The sequence below is a fragment of the Chroococcidiopsis sp. CCNUC1 genome (assembly GCF_023546805.1).
Classification (GTDB): Bacteria; Cyanobacteriota; Cyanobacteriia; order Cyanobacteriales; family Chroococcidiopsidaceae; genus Chroococcidiopsis; species Chroococcidiopsis thermalis.
The window spans coordinates 112,600-129,192 of record NZ_CP097480.1 but is presented as its reverse complement, the minus strand read 5'-3'; the positions used below and the strand labels follow the sequence as shown (position 1 = coordinate 129,192).

The 16,593-nt window shown below is 41.8% G+C and carries 12 protein-coding genes and 1 pseudogene; 3 read left to right on the top strand and 10 right to left on the bottom strand.

Features of this window, described 5'->3' with window-relative positions; genetic code table 11:
• The 9 genes and pseudogenes from M5J74_RS00590 to M5J74_RS33190 all read right to left on the bottom strand — a co-directional run bounded on the left by M5J74_RS00590 (position 1) and on the right by M5J74_RS33190 (position 11,375).
• On the bottom strand, positions 1 to 1,293 hold the full coding sequence (locus tag M5J74_RS00590; RefSeq protein ID WP_106218839.1) for a glycosyltransferase: 1,293 nt from the start codon (positions 1,291 to 1,293) through the stop codon (positions 1 to 3).
• A 34-nt stretch (positions 1,294 to 1,327) separates the two neighbouring features.
• Positions 1,328 to 2,620: a glycosyltransferase gene (locus tag M5J74_RS00585; RefSeq protein WP_106218838.1), complete on the bottom strand. Its 1,293-nt coding sequence runs from the start codon at positions 2,618 to 2,620 to the stop codon at positions 1,328 to 1,330.
• 64 nt (positions 2,621 to 2,684) lie between these two features.
• Positions 2,685 to 3,740 (bottom strand): histidine phosphatase family protein, encoded by a 1,056-nt coding sequence (locus M5J74_RS00580; protein WP_250014910.1) that lies wholly within the window; start codon positions 3,738 to 3,740, stop codon positions 2,685 to 2,687.
• Complete coding sequence (locus M5J74_RS00575; RefSeq protein WP_250014908.1) at positions 3,629 to 4,117, bottom strand: histidine phosphatase family protein; 489 nt, start codon at positions 4,115 to 4,117, stop codon at positions 3,629 to 3,631. Before M5J74_RS00575 ends, M5J74_RS00580 begins: the two co-directional genes overlap by 112 nt.
• A complete protein-coding gene (locus M5J74_RS00570) occupies positions 4,101 to 5,954 on the bottom strand; it encodes an ABC transporter ATP-binding protein (RefSeq protein ID WP_250014906.1) in 1,854 nt (617 codons plus the stop codon). The genes M5J74_RS00575 and M5J74_RS00570 overlap by 17 nt, the downstream gene beginning before the upstream one ends.
• Before the next feature lie 87 nt (positions 5,955 to 6,041).
• Positions 6,042 to 7,238, bottom strand: a complete 1,197-nt coding sequence (locus tag M5J74_RS00565; protein ID WP_250014905.1) for a glycosyltransferase family protein — start codon at positions 7,236 to 7,238, stop codon at positions 6,042 to 6,044.
• Between the two features lie 32 nt (positions 7,239 to 7,270).
• Positions 7,271 to 8,530, bottom strand: coding sequence for a glycosyltransferase family protein (locus M5J74_RS00560; RefSeq protein ID WP_015152208.1), 1,260 nt, complete (start codon positions 8,528 to 8,530; stop codon positions 7,271 to 7,273).
• Between the two features lie 467 nt (positions 8,531 to 8,997).
• Complete coding sequence (locus tag M5J74_RS00555; protein ID WP_015152207.1) at positions 8,998 to 9,381, bottom strand: response regulator transcription factor; 384 nt, start codon at positions 9,379 to 9,381, stop codon at positions 8,998 to 9,000.
• Between the two features lie 420 nt (positions 9,382 to 9,801).
• Positions 9,802 to 11,375 (bottom strand): annotated as a pseudogene (locus M5J74_RS33190) (ATP-binding protein).
• A gap of 249 nt (positions 11,376 to 11,624) precedes the next feature.
• Between M5J74_RS33190 and M5J74_RS32420 the strand changes: the two are divergent.
• The 3 genes from M5J74_RS32420 (at position 11,625) to M5J74_RS33070 (ending at position 14,868) form a co-directional block, all read left to right on the top strand.
• Positions 11,625 to 11,756: a hypothetical protein gene (locus M5J74_RS32420; protein WP_256498646.1), complete on the top strand. Its 132-nt coding sequence runs from the start codon at positions 11,625 to 11,627 to the stop codon at positions 11,754 to 11,756.
• Between the two features lie 53 nt (positions 11,757 to 11,809).
• Complete coding sequence (locus M5J74_RS00540) at positions 11,810 to 12,859, top strand: NAD-dependent epimerase (RefSeq protein WP_106218561.1); 1,050 nt, start codon at positions 11,810 to 11,812, stop codon at positions 12,857 to 12,859.
• Positions 12,860 to 13,701: 842 nt separating this feature from the next.
• Positions 13,702 to 14,868 carry a GAF domain-containing protein gene (locus tag M5J74_RS33070; protein WP_199755474.1) on the top strand — a complete coding sequence of 389 codons (1,167 nt, stop codon included), beginning with the start codon at positions 13,702 to 13,704 and terminating at the stop codon, positions 14,866 to 14,868.
• A gap of 64 nt (positions 14,869 to 14,932) precedes the next feature.
• Here the strand turns inward: M5J74_RS33070 and M5J74_RS00520 are convergent, their stop codons facing one another.
• Positions 14,933 to 16,579: an FAD-dependent oxidoreductase gene (locus M5J74_RS00520; RefSeq protein WP_106218560.1), complete on the bottom strand. Its 1,647-nt coding sequence runs from the start codon at positions 16,577 to 16,579 to the stop codon at positions 14,933 to 14,935.
• Between the last annotated feature and the right edge of the window lie 14 nt (positions 16,580 to 16,593).

Sequence of the window (16,593 nt, the reverse complement as noted above, 5' to 3'; positions counted from 1 at the left end):
TTAATGATTTGCTGTTAATAATAAACTTCGATCTGTCAAAGAGTGTTGGGGGAGTTTTGAATCTAATACTTGTTGATAAATTTCAATTAATTCATCGTTTAGCTTGTCCATATCATATTTTGCTTCTACCTGCGCTCGACCAGTTTTCCCCATACTTTGCCAAACTTCAGAATGTTCGATCAGAAATTCAAGTTTTGTGGCGATCGCTTCAACATCTCGTTCTGGAACTAAAAACCCAGATACGCCATCTTCCACTAATTCGGGAATGCCACCATGTCTAGTACTAATAACAGGTAAACCCATTGCCATTGCTTCTTTTAATGTATTGACTGGTGCATCTTGATTACCATCAGCTCCGGTCACGCTAGGAGCGAGAAAAATATGACAAGTATCGAGAATTTCTACAATTTCTTTCTGTTGCTTCCAGCCTAATAATTTGATAGCACGCTCGGCATTCAATCCAGTAATTAGTTGCTCTAATTCTGCTTTTAGTTCTCCATCGCCAATGATGTAGTATTCGATATTTGGATAAGTTTGAGCGACTTTAGCAACTGCGGCGATCGCATACTCAATTCCTTTCTTTTCTACCAAACGTCCAGTCGTCACAATTTTCACTTTGCCATCAGTAGGAAAAAATCGAGGTTTGTAAGCAAACTTACTACAATCAATTCCCGAACCGTGGACGTGAATTTTGTCTGAATCGCATCCTAAAGCAACTGCCTTATTTTTAAAAAATTCACAGTTAGCCAAGAAGAAATCTGTTTCTTGAAAGACTTCTTGATAAACGCGATCGCCCCACTTGGGTAAGAATTTACTAATATCTGCACCTCGAAATGTAGAGATTAATTTCCCTTCAATTAATCCGAGTTGACGAAACCACACGCCAAATACACCCAAAGTACTAAATTGACAGTGAATGATATCGTAGGATTTCTTATTAAGAAATGGGATAGCGCGATAAAGTAGCTTCAGCGATTTTGCTTGACTCAAATATCGAGAAGTATTCAATAATTGTAAACACACCAAAGGGTTTTTGTAGCAATTAATTGCTAGTAAACTCAACCCTTTCAGCCAACGCCATAGCTCATTTTCCGGTCGAGTGGGTGCGTAAAAAGTTCGTTCTAATAGTTGATATTGTTCGACTAAAGGATGCACTTTAGATAGATCTTTGGGAGCGCCATCCAAGGAATAAATATCAACTTCATGACCGCGCTGGATTGCGCCAACAATTTGATTTAGAATAAATGGCTCTGATAGAACAGGAAACCGAGCGACAAAAAATGCGATTTTCATATTTAGTAAAATTTTCTTTTGTAAAAATCTTTCTCTAAACCTGCATTAGTTTTTGAAGGTTCTGAATTGATTTTTTTCGATTTGATTTTTCATCTAACATTTGCTTGTAAATTGCCACTAACTCATCGTTCAATTTGTTCATATCGTATTTCGCTTCTACCTGCTCTCGACCAGCTTTCCCCATACTTTGCCAAACTTCAGGATGTTCGATCAGAAATTCGAGTTTTGTGGCGATCGCGTCAGCATCGCGCTCTGGAACCAAGAATCCAGATATGCCATTTTGAACTAATTCGGGAATGCCACCATGTCTAGTACTAATAACAGGCAAACCCATTGCCATTGCTTCTTTTAATGTATTGACTGGTGCATCCTGATTGCCGTCAGATGCCGTGACACTAGGAGCCATAAAAATATGGCAATCATTGAGAATTTCGATAATTTCTTTTTGCTGCTTCCAACCTAGTAATTTAACGACATGACTGACATTTAATTCGCTAATTAATTGCTCGAAGTAGGCTTTTAGGTCACCGTCACCAATAATATTGTATTCAAGATTCGAGTAGGTTTTGACTAACTTAGCAATGGCACGAATACCATATTCTATTCCTTTCTTTTCAACCAAGCGTCCTGTTGTGACAATTTTAATTTTTCCGTTAGTGGGAAAATAACGCGGCTTAAAAGTAAATTTACTACAATCCAATCCCGAACCATGAACGATAATTCTCGTTGGATCGCAGCCTAAACCGATCGCGCGATCGCGAAAGAATTCGCAATTTGCCAAGAAAAACTCACCTTCTCTAAAGAGCCTATTGTAGACATCAACACCGTTTTCTTGAACGTATTTACTAATATCAATGCCGCGAAATGTGGTAATTAACTTACCTTGAATAATATTAGCGTCGCGATAAGCAAGAGCAATTGGCGCTAGCGTACCGAATTGACAATGAATAATGTCATACGATCCATCTTGAAGTAACGCGACAGTTCTGTAAAAAGATTTTAACGTTGCGACTTCTGCATCATATTTACCAGGCTGAAAAAATTGTAATGTTTTCCAAGAACCTCGATTCAGATTCTTCAGAAATAAACCTAACCCTTTAATCAAACGAGGAAACAACTTCTCTGGCACTGTTGGCGGAAAATAAGTACGCTTCATTAACTGGTATTCTTCAACCACAGGATGTATCTTACCCGTATAGTTTTTAGGCAATCCATTAATTGGATGAATGCGGACATCATGACCGCGATCGATTAAGCCAGTAATTTGATTTAAAATAAAGGCTTCTGATAAAATTGGAAAGCGCCAAACAATGAATGCGATTTTCATAGTTGTGTTATCGGTCATTAGTCATTGGTCATTGGTCATTTGTGAATCAGGCATTTTAACCCGACTAAGAAAATATCTGTGTGGGTATTGCCCACCCTACATCTGATTTATGGCTCGAGTCGTTTTGAGTAGTTAGAATATTCATTGCTTGTAAAATTGGTGGATGGCGATCGCCCGGATATTGCAGACAACTTACCATTCCTTTTTTGACTGATATTCGTTCCGAAACATCCGAATTCATATTAAAAACATGACCAATTAAACGAGCGATCGTTTCTTCGCTTGCCATAACTAAACCAGTCGTCAACTGCTGGGAATTAGCGATACTTCTTCTACCAATGACTGCTTGCCAAGCTTCGGGAATATCTTCTCGCAATACCTCAAACTGTACTGTTTCTGGATGGTGTTGCAGAATTTGTTGCACCGTAATGTGGTAAGAGTCAAGTATGCTATTGAGGCTAAAGTCAATTCGCACTTGTTTGAGAAACCTAGCTATGTTTTGAGTTTGTGCTGCATTTGTCCCAGAAGGTACGAGCAACAGCCGTAAACCTTTACCCCCTTCTTGAGGCTTGGGTAAGTGTTCTCCTACATGAGTATTTAAATTCATTGCTTCCAATTGCCCTGACTCCAGAGAACCATCAGGAAAATTGAGAACGCTGATACCGCAATTAGACTGCTGAATGCAATGATAGCGATCGGGTGTAATTCCTAAAGCTGTACTTATTAAAGCGCGGTTGGTTCCGCCATGAGTCACTAGTAAAACAGTTTGTCCCCTATGGCGCGGTAATATTTCTTGCCAAAACTCTCGTACCCTTTGATATAAATCTAGGGCGGGAAAGAATTTGTCAAGTTGTTGGCTGTTAGTTGTTGGTTGTTGGTTGACAATCAACGCTGAGGCTACACTGCGTGAAGACAGTTGACAGTTGACAGTCAATGCTGGCGCTACACTGCTCCCTTGTCCCCCTTGTCTCCCTTGTCTCCCTTGTCCCCCTTGTCTCCCTTGTCCCCCTAATCCCCACTCCCTTCGGTCGTGGGGTTCCCGAGTTCCCCCTTGTCCCCTTGTCCCCCTTGTCTCCCTTGTCCCCCTTGTCTCTCCACACTTCCAGAGAATTCCATCCAAAACTCATGGGGGTGTTGTTTCCAAAGGCGATATTCCTGGGCGAAGTTTTCGCGCACGTATTGAAAAGCTAATCCTTGCCACGCCGGAAGATCGGTTTCGCGTAACTTGTTCGTTACCCTTAATTGGGTATGGGGGGAGGTGACTTTTATAATTTCTCGGGCAGTTTCTTGCGCCCGTTTTAAGGAACTGGAGTAGATGGCATCAAATACCACTCCTTTGAGAAAATCGCCAGTTAAACGCGCGTCGCTGCGCCCTACTTCAGTTAATACTGACTCGTCGCTGCTACCTTGATAGAGACCAAGGGCATTGTAAGTACTCTGCCCGTGGCGTACTAAGATAACGCGGGTTGCTCGATCTTCCTCATGCTTCGATCGCATAAGTATCTCCTGTTTGCTCGCTGTCAATAATGCTTTGCATCTGGTACAAGGTGGCATAATGTCCGCCCAGACGCATGAGTTCGCTATGCGTCCCCTGTTCTAAAATGCTGCCCCCTTCAAGGTAGAGGATGATATCTGCGTGTTGCACTGCCCTGAGATTGTGGGAGATTGTAAATGTCGTCTGCCCCTCCGTGAGTTTTTCTAAGGCTGCGTTGACGATTTGTTCGCTGGCACTGTCTAAACCTGTAGTTGGTTCGTCTAGAATCACAATTGGTGCTTGACGGATCGCCGCACGGGCGATCGCAATTCTTTGTCGTTGTCCGCCCGATAGCGTCCCACCCCGTTCGCCCAAAACTGTTTCGTAGCCCTGGGGCAGTTGCATGATAAATTCATGAGCATTGGCAAGACGGGCGGCTTGTTCTACTTCTTTGCGAGAAGATCCTAGTTTCCCATAGGCAATATTTTCTTGTACGCTAACTGCAAACAAAACGCTATCTTGCAAAACTACGCTAATTTGCTGCCGCAGCGAATCTAGGGTGTATTCGCGTAAATCTTGACTGTCAATTAAAATCCGACCGGAATCGGGGTCATACAGACGGAGAATTAAACTCAGAAGAGTCGATTTACCACTTCCAGAAGGACCCACCACCGCTACTTGTTGCCCTGGCTGAACGGCAAAGCTAATATTTTTTAATATTTCCTTACCTGTACTGTAGCCAAAAGAGACATTTTCAAACCGGATTGCCCCAAAGAAAGGATGTGCTTTTTTTGCCCCTGGTAAATCGCGCACGTTGGGTTCGTAGTCCAATAACTCCACCACCCTTTCACCAGAAGCCGTCGCTTTAGCAATCTGCCCGACTTGAGTGGAAAGTTTTCGCATTGGTTCAAAAGCATTTTTTAAATAAGTCATAAATACTAATAATTCGCCAGGAGTAAGCCCTTTATGCAAAACCACATGGGAACCACGCCATAAGACTGCGGCGATAATGACTGCCATTAGCACTTGCACCGTTCTTTCTAGTGCTGCTGAAAGTTTTAAAGATTCGATCGCCTCATCTAAACTTTTCTGATTCTGCGCTGCGAAAATGCTATGTAGCATCTCCTGTAAAGAGAGAACTTGTACGACTTTAATCGCGCCAATGGTTTCACCCGTCGTTGCTGCTAAAACACCTTCAGAATCGCGATGTTGTTTGGCGAAACTACGAATACGACCGATTGTTTTACTCGTGAGCAGGGTTAGGAGTGGGAATATTGCTGTTGCGACTAAGGCTAATTCCCAGTTCAGCCAATACATAATTGCCAACATTCCTAGTAAAGAGATAATGTTGGTCAATAAAGGTAGAGCAGTTTTGATCGTCACCAACCGCATTTTTTCAATATCAGCCGTGACCCGAGTAATTAAGTCGCCGCTTTTATGTTGTTGGTGAAAGGAAAGAGAGAGACGCTGCAAGCGATCGAAAACTCGACCGCGTACCTCAGACAATATCTCCACAACAGCCAAAGACATACCATAGGTACTCAAATATGCTGCCATACTACCCAGTCCAGTAATACCAACTATTGCTAGGGCTGATAAAGTCAACAGCATGACTGGATTGAATCCAAAGCTGTTAGGAATGTTCGTAGAGTTATTATGAGCAGGAATTAGAATATTATCAAAAACATATTTTAAGGGCCAAGGTTCTAGTAGCCGTAGACCAGTCTCTATTAATAAAGCGAAAAAAGCACCACCAATTGTGAATCTTTGTTTGCGGATATAGGGGGAAAACTTTCTCAAAATCCGCAGAAGACCTGGTATCACTCCTCTTAAATCTTTTTCTTTGGGGCGCTGACCCATTTAGTAGTTCTCCTTTAATTAGTGTTACTTGGTGCGTGGTGCGTGTAAGGAAGTAGAGCAGCAGAAGGTAGGTTAAACCAGTAGAAATTAAACAAGACTCAAAGCAGCAGTCTGAGAATTGAGAAACCTTTTTAGAAAGTTGGCTGTGTTATCAGCTCCTTGAAGATCGAAAATCCTTGAATTGTTTGATGTTTTTTTAGATAAGCAATCGCCGATTTTTTCAGATAAAACTAGAGGCGACAAGTCTTGAGGATGAATACTGTTGACAATTCCCAATTGTTCTAATTTTTGCGTTCTGTGTAATTGTTCTTTATCTACATGCTCGTGACCGATGGGAACTATAATGGCACGGACACCCGTACTCAGTATATTCATTGTGGTGTTGTAACCGCCAAGACTAACAGAAATATCTGCGGTCTGCATGTATTCAAGCAGTTGTGTGGTATAAGTTTCAATTTGAATATTGTCGCGATCGCCTGCCAATTTTTTTAACTGTTTTACCTTCTCTACTGGCATAAACGATCCAGTAAATATCTTCATAACATGTGGTAGTTTTCGACTCAATATCGCACTCGATTTAATCAGCGCTTCTAGCACTTCATAACCGATTCTACCACCACCTATACTTGCTACAATTTTGACAGTATCCAAACTAACTTCACTCCATAATTTCTCAAAAGGTGTAGAAGTAAATTTCGGCAGTTGAGTTACAAATCCTGTATGGATAACTTCAGCAAGAATTTCTTGATGTCTCGCAAAACTATCCGAAAAAGTTTGGAAGCGAGAATCGGCATGAAATAGTAGTAAATCGAAATATCGATTCATTAAATTGCAAATTGTTTCCTCTTCTTCAGGATCGCTTTCTTTCCCGATAACGTCGCGCAAGCTGGAAACAATTTTGGTTTTAGGACTTATTTTTTTTAGATGTTCGACTAAAGGAATTAGCTCGAAGAGTAGCTTGTGTCTACCAAAAGGAAAAAACTCTGTAATCAAACAATCAGGTTGAATGCGATCGCACTCTGCAATTAAGATATTTTTCCTAGCTGCTTTCACTTCCTCAACGGTAAATGGACTACTCCCAACTGTGAATTTTCCCTCTTCCAGCCATAGTGCAGGTAATCGAATAACTTCTACTTGTGTTGGTAGCTCAAAACCTGGAATTTGAGGACCACCAACAATAAAGTAAACTTGAAAATATTTTGCTAAGCTTTGCACAATTTCTGAGCTACGAACTAAATGTCCCATACCACTCAGATATTGACAGTAAAACATAATTTTTTTCATAACTAGCTCAGAATTGCTACAATAAAAACTATCTAGACCGCTGAGCGATCGCTCGCTAAAGTGGGTAAAGAAGTATATTTTTGATAAATTTGGTTCAATTGATGTTCGCAGACTTTTTGAGACATGAGTTGAAGTAAATAATCTTTCACTCGAACTAAACCATTCATATCTAAGTTAAAGTCTGGCTTTTTTCGTCCTTCTAACTGACTTAGAAGTAGATTCATTAAAGTGATGGAGCTAAAATCTCCCTTACCAGGTATGAGTGTCTTAATTAACCCTAAGCTTGCCATTCTCTCGGCTCTAATTGACTGTTCTTGAGACGGCTTACTACGCGGAATAATGACAGATGGCTTTCTAGCCGATAAAATTTCACAAACAGTATTGTATCCAGCCATAGATACCACAACATCTGCGGCATTTATATAGCTCATTAAATCATCTGTAAATTCTCCAACTCGAACTTGAGAGTTATTTTCTGCTGCTTGTTCGACGAGTTGCTTTTGCGCTTTAGGCATTTCAGGACCGCAAATTACCAAACTTTTAATGCGATACTTTGCTGGTAATAGTGCTAAGGCTGACAAATAATTATCTACTAACTCATAGCCATCCTCTCCACCTCCAGGAGTCACTAGAATTAAGCGTTCTCGCTGCGAAACTTTTAATTCTTGTCGAATGCAAGTTCGACTCTTTTGTCCCGGTTGACGGTGCAGATAGCCACAGTAGCGTACTTTCTCGACAATTTTAGGTGGAAATCTATATTCTCGTACCGTGTCAAAAACTTCTGGCGTTCCAACTATTTGTACTTGATGGTAAAACTTGTCTATTGCCGTATAGAAATCGCTTTTTTGCCACTCTGCAATTGTTTTTTCAGGACAGTCAAGAATATCTCGTAATAACAGTACTAATTTAGTCTCTGGTAATGTTGTTTTTAGATAATTGAGCGTACCCCGTAATTCATTTTTGAGTCCATAAGGTTTCTTATCTACTAAAAAGATGTCTGGTTGAAAAATAATTGTTGCTGACAAGATCAATTCCGATCGCAGCTTAACTATCTCTTCCACACCCATTCCTAAATATTTGACAGCAATTTCACCAGTTTCACCGCGATTTAGACAAGGTAACTTAATATAATCAAGTCCTTTTGGTAATCGAAAGCCCTGAAGCATGGGCGAACCAGAAAGTAATAAAATTGAAAGGTCAGGAATTTCGCTTAATAGGTGTTCGCAAATTGCTAACATTCTGCGAATATTGCCAAGTCCAAATGCGTCGTGGGAATAAACCAGCAGTCGCATGACTGATATCCTTTTTGTGTGGTTGGTTGTGAAAAATTGACTGGCGATCGCAGTTCGTCACTAATGATTTGTCTTCTATCTACATATATCTTTGCAGTCAGTGATGAATTGATAATGAATGTTTAATGAGAGATTTCTCATGAGAAATCTCTCATTTTCGCCATAAGTCTCTCTTTCACTCCACCTCATAGCGGTTTTCGATTGGGTAAAACACACGATCTGTAGGGGCGCTTTCTCTGTGCGCTCCTACAAATGTCACGCACGCAATCGAGAATTGCTATCATTCGTTTGCATACATAATTGTAGAGATGCAACTCATCTCTACAAAGCCATTCAGAAAACATCTCATACCAATTTACTCTTTGACTACGACAAAAAAGATCCCCCCTAGCTTGATAAGGTGGTTTGGGGGATCTCATGTAGTGCAAGGGGTGCAAATCTGTGCGCCCCTACAAATGCTAAAAATGTTATTTGAGTATTGTTGGTTTGCAAGCGATTTCCAACTGTGCCTGTATACATCCTAATAAGTCTTTGAAGAGGAAAGGCTTAGTAATGTAATCATTTGCACCAGCTTGCAAAGCAGCTGCCTTACATTGATTATCGTCACGAGCAGTCATAATGACAATTGGTAGCACTTCTCCCTTGCTACGTAATTCTTGCATGACCTGCCAACCATTTTTAATTGGTAAACCAAGGTCGAGTAACAATAGATCGGGTTGACTAGTTTGAGCCAATTCAATCGCCTGTTCTCCATCAGTTGCTACTAGAGTATCGAAACCACTTTTGCCCAGTCCTTTCTTAACAAAAGCAGCTAGACGAGCTTCGTCTTCCACAATCAAAATTTGGCTCATAACCTTGTGGTGTACCTATTTCAAGGTGGTCAATGAATAAAGTAAATGCTGAAGAAAACGATTTCGCTAATCTTGCATAGAAATCCTTGCAAATCTTAGCTAGCGATCGCCCTACTGCCACAACCTAAGCGCCTCATTGTTATATGATGACAGAACTATCTATACGGATAATAACAGACTAAAAATAAACGTCATAAAAGATAAATCTTTTATTGATAAATATTTTATTTATCTGTCTTCTGTTTGCTTAATCCTATCTTTTAGAAAAAGTAATAGAACAACCCAGCAAACTCTCAATCATTTCAGCAATTATTCTCTTGCCAATTATTTTGACAGTTAAAGATGAGATTGTGATGAAATTGAAATGAGAAACTTTTCATCTCTGAACTTGCCGATCGCCTTTCTACTTTGATTTAATCGTCAACCAACTCGTTCGGCATGACCTTTTTTCTCTGGCGATCGCTTCAGAGGTATGACAATCGTAAATCTAGCACCAGCACCAATATCACTTTTGAGTAAGATTCGTCCACCATGTGCCTCTACAATTGCTTGGACGATTGATAATCCCAACCCAGCGCCTTCAGATCGGCGGCGACTATTAGCAGCACGAGCAAAGCGTTCAAAAATCCTTTTTTGATCTATAAGTGCGATCCCTTCGCCCGTGTCACGTACCCAAAAACTAATTCTACTTTTACTAATTGCCGAGCCAATACCAATTATGTCATTCTCTTTTGTGTGCTGAATGGCGTTTTGAATTAAGTTCATCACTGCCTGAGTCAAACGCTGGCGATCGGCGATCGTCTGACCTTGAGCTGTACTGTCGAATTGCCAGTTACGCTGGGCTAGTGCTTGTGCTTTAGCAAATAATTCCTCTGTAAAAGATTGAAGCTCGACAGTTTCCCAGCGTAAAAAGTCCGGGCGTTCTGCTTTTGTTAGTAAAATCATGTCGTTGACAAATCGACTCATGCGATCTAGCTCATCTAGCACTAGCGCCCGAGTTTCCCCGATTTCTTCGGGGTTGTCGCCCATTAATTCTAAATGTCCGCGCACGATCGCGATTGGCGTTCGTAGTTCGTGTCCCGCATCGTTAATAAACTCTTGCTGGCTAGTAAAAGCGGCTTGCAATCTATCCATCATTTCATTAAAGGTAGTTGCTAACTCCGCCAGTTCTCCCTTTCCTTCTACGGAAATGCGTTGATTGAGATCGGACTCGCTGATTTTACGAGTTGTTTGGAGTATGAGGCGCAGAGGAGCCAAAACCCCCGAGAAGCAACCCAAGCTATTAGCAAAGCCAGAATTAGCACCACAGCACTGACTTGAACGATTGCTAACACGGCTTCTACAACTTCAGCTCGTTCGCCAGCGGTAGTATGAGCAACTACAAATACACCTGCAATTTCGCCGTCAATCCAAACAGGTTTGGCTGTGTAAAGAACGCTATCAATATTCGGTTCTGTAGGAAATTCCTTCTCACCTTGCTCTGATTGAGTCAGTCTTCCCCAGTATTGAATTAGCTTAGAATCAGCAGCAAGTACTTTGGGTCTAGCTCTCGGACTAGATTTACGAAATTCTCCATCCACGATCGCGATCAAGAAGGTGTCGTCTTCCGATAGCTGGCGACCGAGAAAAGCATCAAAAAATTCTTCTAACTCATCCTCTGTCGCGGGGGGTTTTGTCAAACGCATGTCTGCTTGTTTGAGCAAATTGACAGCAGCCGTCACTTCTTCATCTTCGCGATCGCTTGCTTCGGTTTCTGCATCAATTAATTGAGTAAATATTTCCATCTTCTCCGTCAGTTCCCGATTGACACGCTGGTTGACGCGCTCGTAAAGCACTTGGCGAAACGCAGGGATGGAAACTACAAAAATGAAACCAATTGTCAGCAGATACCATAAGAGAATACGGGTACGTGCTGCCCAAAAGAACCCTCTGGCAGCCGAGAAATTTGATTTAACCTTGGGAGAGGCTCTACTCTCGCTGCGTTTTTCTTGCATCGATCGAAATTTATGATAGTTCTAGAAAAACTTAATAGTTCTTAATATTTGGCATTAGTTTACATAATAACTGCTAAACATGACTTTTTTTCAGATTATCACCTCAGAACGCTAAAATCCCTCCATAAGGGGCTTGACAAACGTATAAACAAGAAGGAATATTCCAGAATCTCTAAGGAGTAAACTAACAAGACTTACTACAGTTAAAGCAGGCACTTGTAAAGAATTAATGCGTCGAAGAAAGAGATTATGCCAAATCCGAACCGTGAGACGCGATCGCTCCTCTATGATGAGAAATGGTCTGACTCCAACCCCAAACCGAACGGTTCAACTACCATTTGTACTGAGGTTTGGCTTGTCACTGGTAGCAAAAATATTTAGTGCGAGCGATCGCCTAAAATCTCGTCCACAATGCTAGCGAAGGATATGAAAACATGCACGTATTAGTGACTGGAGTTGCCGGATTTATCGGTTATCATTTAGCACAACGGTTGCTTCAAGAGGGGATAGGAGTCTATGGCATAGACAACCTCAACAACTACTACGATGTCAAACTCAAGCACGACCGCTTAGCGCAGCTTCAACCCCATCCCGGGTTTGCATTTCAAAAATTGGACTTAGCAGAACGCGATCGCCTTTTAGAATTGTTTCAATACAATAAATTCGATTATGTCGTCAATTTAGCAGCCCAAGCAGGGGTTCGTTATTCTCTACAAAATCCCTTTGCCTACTCTGATAGTAATCTTTCCGGGTTTGTTAACCTGCTGGAAGGCTGTCGTCACAGTCAGGTCAAACACTTAGTCTTTGCGTCTTCCAGTTCTGTTTACGGTGCAAATACCAAAATACCTTTCTCAGTTAGCGATCGCGTCGATCGCCCCGTGTCTCTCTACGCTGCTACCAAAAAAGCCAACGAACTGATCGCCCACGTCTACAGCCATCTCTACAATTTACCGACTACCGGATTGCGTTTTTTTACCGTTTACGGTCCTTGGGGAAGACCGGATATGGCTTATTTTAAATTTGTCCAGGCGATTGAAGCAGGCAAGCCAATTGAAGTCTACAACTATGGCAAGATGAAACGCGACTTCACCTATATTGATGATGTTGTAGAAGGCGTAATGCGAGTTATGCTGCGTCCACCTCAAATGTGTTCTCAACCAAACGGCAGTAGTGCAATACCTGAAAACCAAGCTCCATATAAAATTTACAACATTGGTAATAATAGTCCGGTAGAACTGAATGAGTTTATTCAGACAATTGAGACCGCTTTGGGAAAAACAGCTCGCACGCAAATGTTACCGATGCAACCCGGTGACGTTCCTTGTACTTACGCCGATGTAGACGATTTAATTCACGATGTAGGATTCAAACCTACTACACCTTTATCAGAAGGGATTCAACGCTTTGTTGACTGGTATAAACTTTACTACAAAGAGCAGGAAGCCGGGAGCAGAGAGCAGGGAGCCGGGAGCAGGGAACAGTGACCGTAGGGGTGGGTTTGGCGAATAGATTGACAGCCTGAGCAATACATCTTCGCTCGAAATTCGCCCTTCTCAGGTATCAGCAATCGGTGCTCGGCAACCAAAATAACTTGCGATGATTAAAAATAGTTTTGACACTCTCTGTTGTCTTTCACGCTATTACTTTCATTTCTTCTTTCAAACATCAGATATTTATTTCATAGAAACCTTTCTGAAGGAATAGTGTTTAACAAATTTATAGAGATTATTCTATAAGTATTATTATCTAAGCTATGGCTGCACTCATTCGTGAATGTTGTTTTTCTCAAGTTATATGTAAAATAAGAACGGTAAACCTAATATTAAGAAATAATAAGTATTAATACCCTAATCGCGAATTAGAAAAGACGCAGTTGTAAGTATTAATGTATTCCTAAAGTCATAGTTAGCTTGATACATATCTGACTCTCGCTCAGTTGCCGCGATCGCCAGTATCTAAAAAGGTAAGAGGAATCAGGAGCAAGCAGTTTAGCAGCTTTTAAAAGTCTTGCTAAAATAAAAAAAATATAGAATAACAGTAATATGTATAATTGTTACCAATATAAAATCAATAGACAAATTAGCTAATATATAGAACCTTAATAGTTCGACTAGAGAAAGTCGGGTTTTTCAGGAATCCAAAGTAAAAGTAAAGCAAAAAGCATAAGGTTGTTAATTATACCATAAATTAACTAACCGATATCAATGTACTTAACATTTTATTTCTAAAATCTAGGTCGATTTGGAGTTTCTCGATGAATCAACAAAGTTCCCGAAGGAAGTTGATACGCTTAAGAGAGCTAATAATTACCACTACAGTAGGCTCCTTGCCTAAGCTCGCTATGGGTACTGCTGCACGCCGAAAATTCTACCCGCTGATCTTGCGGCACATGGGTAAAAAAGTTTTTATTCAAGAGGGAGTAGAGTTTCTCAGTGCTGAAAAGATCGAGCTTGGTGACGAGGTTTATTTATTTGGCAACGTCAAGCTGAACGCTTGGAATGATAATTGTCAAATTTTGCTGGGCGATCGCGTTGCTATAGATCGAGGTGCTGATATTACTTGTGCGGGAGATAACTGCACGATTGAAATTGGTGATGGCACGTTCGTCGGTCCCTACTCCTGTATCGCTGGTCCAGGGAATGTCAGAATTGGCAAGGACTGCATGATTGCTGCTCACAGTGGCATAGTGGCTAACAATCATATTTTTGCAGACCCCTTACAAAGGATTCGCGATCAAGGAGTGACGAAAAAGGGAATTGAAATTGGCGACGATTGCTGGTTGGGTTATGGCGTGAAAGTTTTAGATGGGGTCACGATCGGTAAGGGTAGCGTTATCGGTGCTGGTGCGGTTGTAACCAAAGATCTCCCCCCTTACTCGGTTGCCGTGGGCGTACCAGCTAAAGCAATTGCCAACCGCCTGCAAGTTCAAGAAAAAGTGACTCACCAACACGAATACAACCCGGTCGCTCAAGGCGATCGCGTTTCAACAAATCCATCCCGCGATCGCGCTGCAAGCAAAAACGAACTTGCCCATAGACCACTAGAAAATTTACTCCAAGCAACCTTGGAATGCATTCGCCACATCCTAGAAGTTGATACTGTCGCAGTCTTATTACAAACAGAAAACGGAGAACAGCTAGCAGTTCATGCAACTTTGGGCTTGGAAGAAGAAATCGAAACTGGAGTCAGAATTCCAGTCGGACAGGGGTTCGCGGGTAAAATTGCAGCTCAACCGGAGTTAACAATTGTTGACGATCTATCGACAATAGAAGTCTACAGTCCCGTACTGCGGCAAAAGGGACTGCATTCTATGCTAGGCGTTCCTTTATTTGCTAGCAATCGAGTCGTTGGTGTATTCCATATTGGCAGCTTGCACCCGCGACACTTCACCAACAAAGAAGCACAAACAGTACGCTACGTTGCCGATCGCATTGGAGAAGCGATCGAACCAGTCTTGCGTTTGTGGCAGATGCCTGATTATGTTAATGGTTAATGGCTAATAGTTAATTGTTAATATTGGCGATCGATCCGATTAACTATTAACAATCGACAACACGCTAATCTTCGCCAGATCCGTAGCGCCAAGCGTCAATCCAGCGGTGGTATTTGTATTGTTGTGGTGTGGGTAGGTTTTTTAGCCAAGGTTGGATAATGGGACTGAATTTAGATAAGACTGAATAGATTCCAAGGTTAGTGTAATGGATCGTCCAATCTATTAAAGCCCCTAAGCCAACGTGAGGGATAATTTGGGCGATTAACAAAGGATGAGCGATCGCAGTTTTGAACAAAGTTTGTGTCAGGGGCAAAAACTGTACTACGTCTTGGAGAAACGGTCTGAGAACGCGATCGCCCAACTGTTGCATGGTGAGAAATACAACTGCTAGCAACCGATTAATGCGATCGGGCGGAATAGTTTCCCTAACATCAGCCCTCATCGCTTTTTGAAACAACCACGTAACGCTGAGATTTGGTTGATAGGGAGCTAGTAACGACAGAGACGATGCCGATAACTGCTCGCTAGAAAGTGCTGCATGAATGCCAAGCGTTAGACGTTCTAAATGGCGTACCATTGCTCCAAACCCCCCAAAGCTTAGCGGTGATTGATTGCCACTACTATCTCCTACCGGTAAAATCCGATTCCAAGGAGTGCGTAAAGGACTTTGGCGATAGGCAGGAAAAAAGCCAAATAAGGCTCGTTGAAAATGCAGCTTATCTAAATTTACAGCCTGATACTGTGGCAGCAATCGCAAATATTCTTCAAATAACGCTTCTAAACCCAAATGGTCTGGACTAGCATCCATGTAGGTAAATAAATACGTCGTTCTACCATCTCTAGCTGGAAAAGCCTCCCAGAAATACTGACAGCGATTTTGAATCGGTGTGAAAGTGGCAATCAAATCGCCAGTTTGGTTCTGAGGAAACCCTTGAGCGCAACTACCAACGACTAAACAAATACTATCGGGTTTTTGTCCCTGACGTGCTTGTTGTGTCATCGGGGACAAATGCCCCATTGCATCGATGAGGAGGCGAGTTGTAATTGGTAATTGGTAATTGGTAATTGGTAATTGGTAATTGGTAATTGGTAATTGCTCCTCAGCTTTCTTCTCTCCTGCTTCCTGCACCGAAGCGCTCCCTGCTCCCGTTTCCACAAGCACGCCATTAGGATGAACGATCGCACTCACAAAGGGAGTATTTTCCAATAACACGCCACCTGCTGCTAGAAATTTTTGCTTTAAGGTTTCTAGCAAATAAATTGGATTTACACCCAGATTGAGTACGTCTTTAACCCAGATTTCGCCGCCCCAATTTTCGCCACTATTATGAAAGCTAACGCGGGCGGGGTTATACTCAGTAGCGATCGCTTGTTCTAATTCCGCTTCAGTTAATAAATTCAGCCGCAAAAAAACTGACAATTCTTGCCGAGAAATATTCCACTCTTGCTGTCTACCTCTTAAAATTCCGCGTTCGAGCAAAGCGACTCGCCATCCCCGCTGTACCAAAGCGCTGCCAATTAAAATTCCTAGCGTACCACCGCAAATCACGACATCCCAGTCAACGGTTTCCAAAAGAGTTTCGCTTTGAGTCACGACTGTCGGTACGGCTGTCGTATCCGTTCTCATCGACGCGAGCAAGCGATCTGCTTGTCGTAAGCCACTCAAAACATCGCCTGGTAATTGAGTCAGAATATCTTCTGTTAAACTCACGATCTCACTACTCT

Excerpts from the sequence above, each read along its gene's own strand:
- M5J74_RS00560 (WP_015152208.1), bottom strand. The coding sequence starts at position 8,530 with ATGCGACTGCTGGTTTATTCCCACGACGCATTTGGACTTGGCAATATT.
- M5J74_RS00590 (WP_106218839.1), bottom strand. The coding sequence starts at position 1,293 with ATGAAAATCGCATTTTTTGTCGCTCGGTTTCCTGTTCTATCAGAGCCA.
- M5J74_RS00565 (WP_250014905.1), bottom strand. The coding sequence starts at position 7,238 with ATGAAAAAAATTATGTTTTACTGTCAATATCTGAGTGGTATGGGACAT.
- M5J74_RS00585 (WP_106218838.1), bottom strand. The coding sequence starts at position 2,620 with ATGAAAATCGCATTCATTGTTTGGCGCTTTCCAATTTTATCAGAAGCC.
- M5J74_RS00575 (WP_250014908.1), bottom strand. The coding sequence starts at position 4,117 with ATGCGATCGAAGCATGAGGAAGATCGAGCAACCCGCGTTATCTTAGTA.
- M5J74_RS32420 (WP_256498646.1), top strand. The coding sequence starts at position 11,625 with ATGCCAAATCCGAACCGTGAGACGCGATCGCTCCTCTATGATGAGAAA.
- M5J74_RS00555 (WP_015152207.1), bottom strand. The coding sequence starts at position 9,381 with ATGAGCCAAATTTTGATTGTGGAAGACGAAGCTCGTCTAGCTGCTTTT.
- M5J74_RS00540 (WP_106218561.1), top strand. The coding sequence starts at position 11,810 with ATGCACGTATTAGTGACTGGAGTTGCCGGATTTATCGGTTATCATTTA.
- M5J74_RS00570 (WP_250014906.1), bottom strand. The coding sequence starts at position 5,954 with ATGGGTCAGCGCCCCAAAGAAAAAGATTTAAGAGGAGTGATACCAGGT.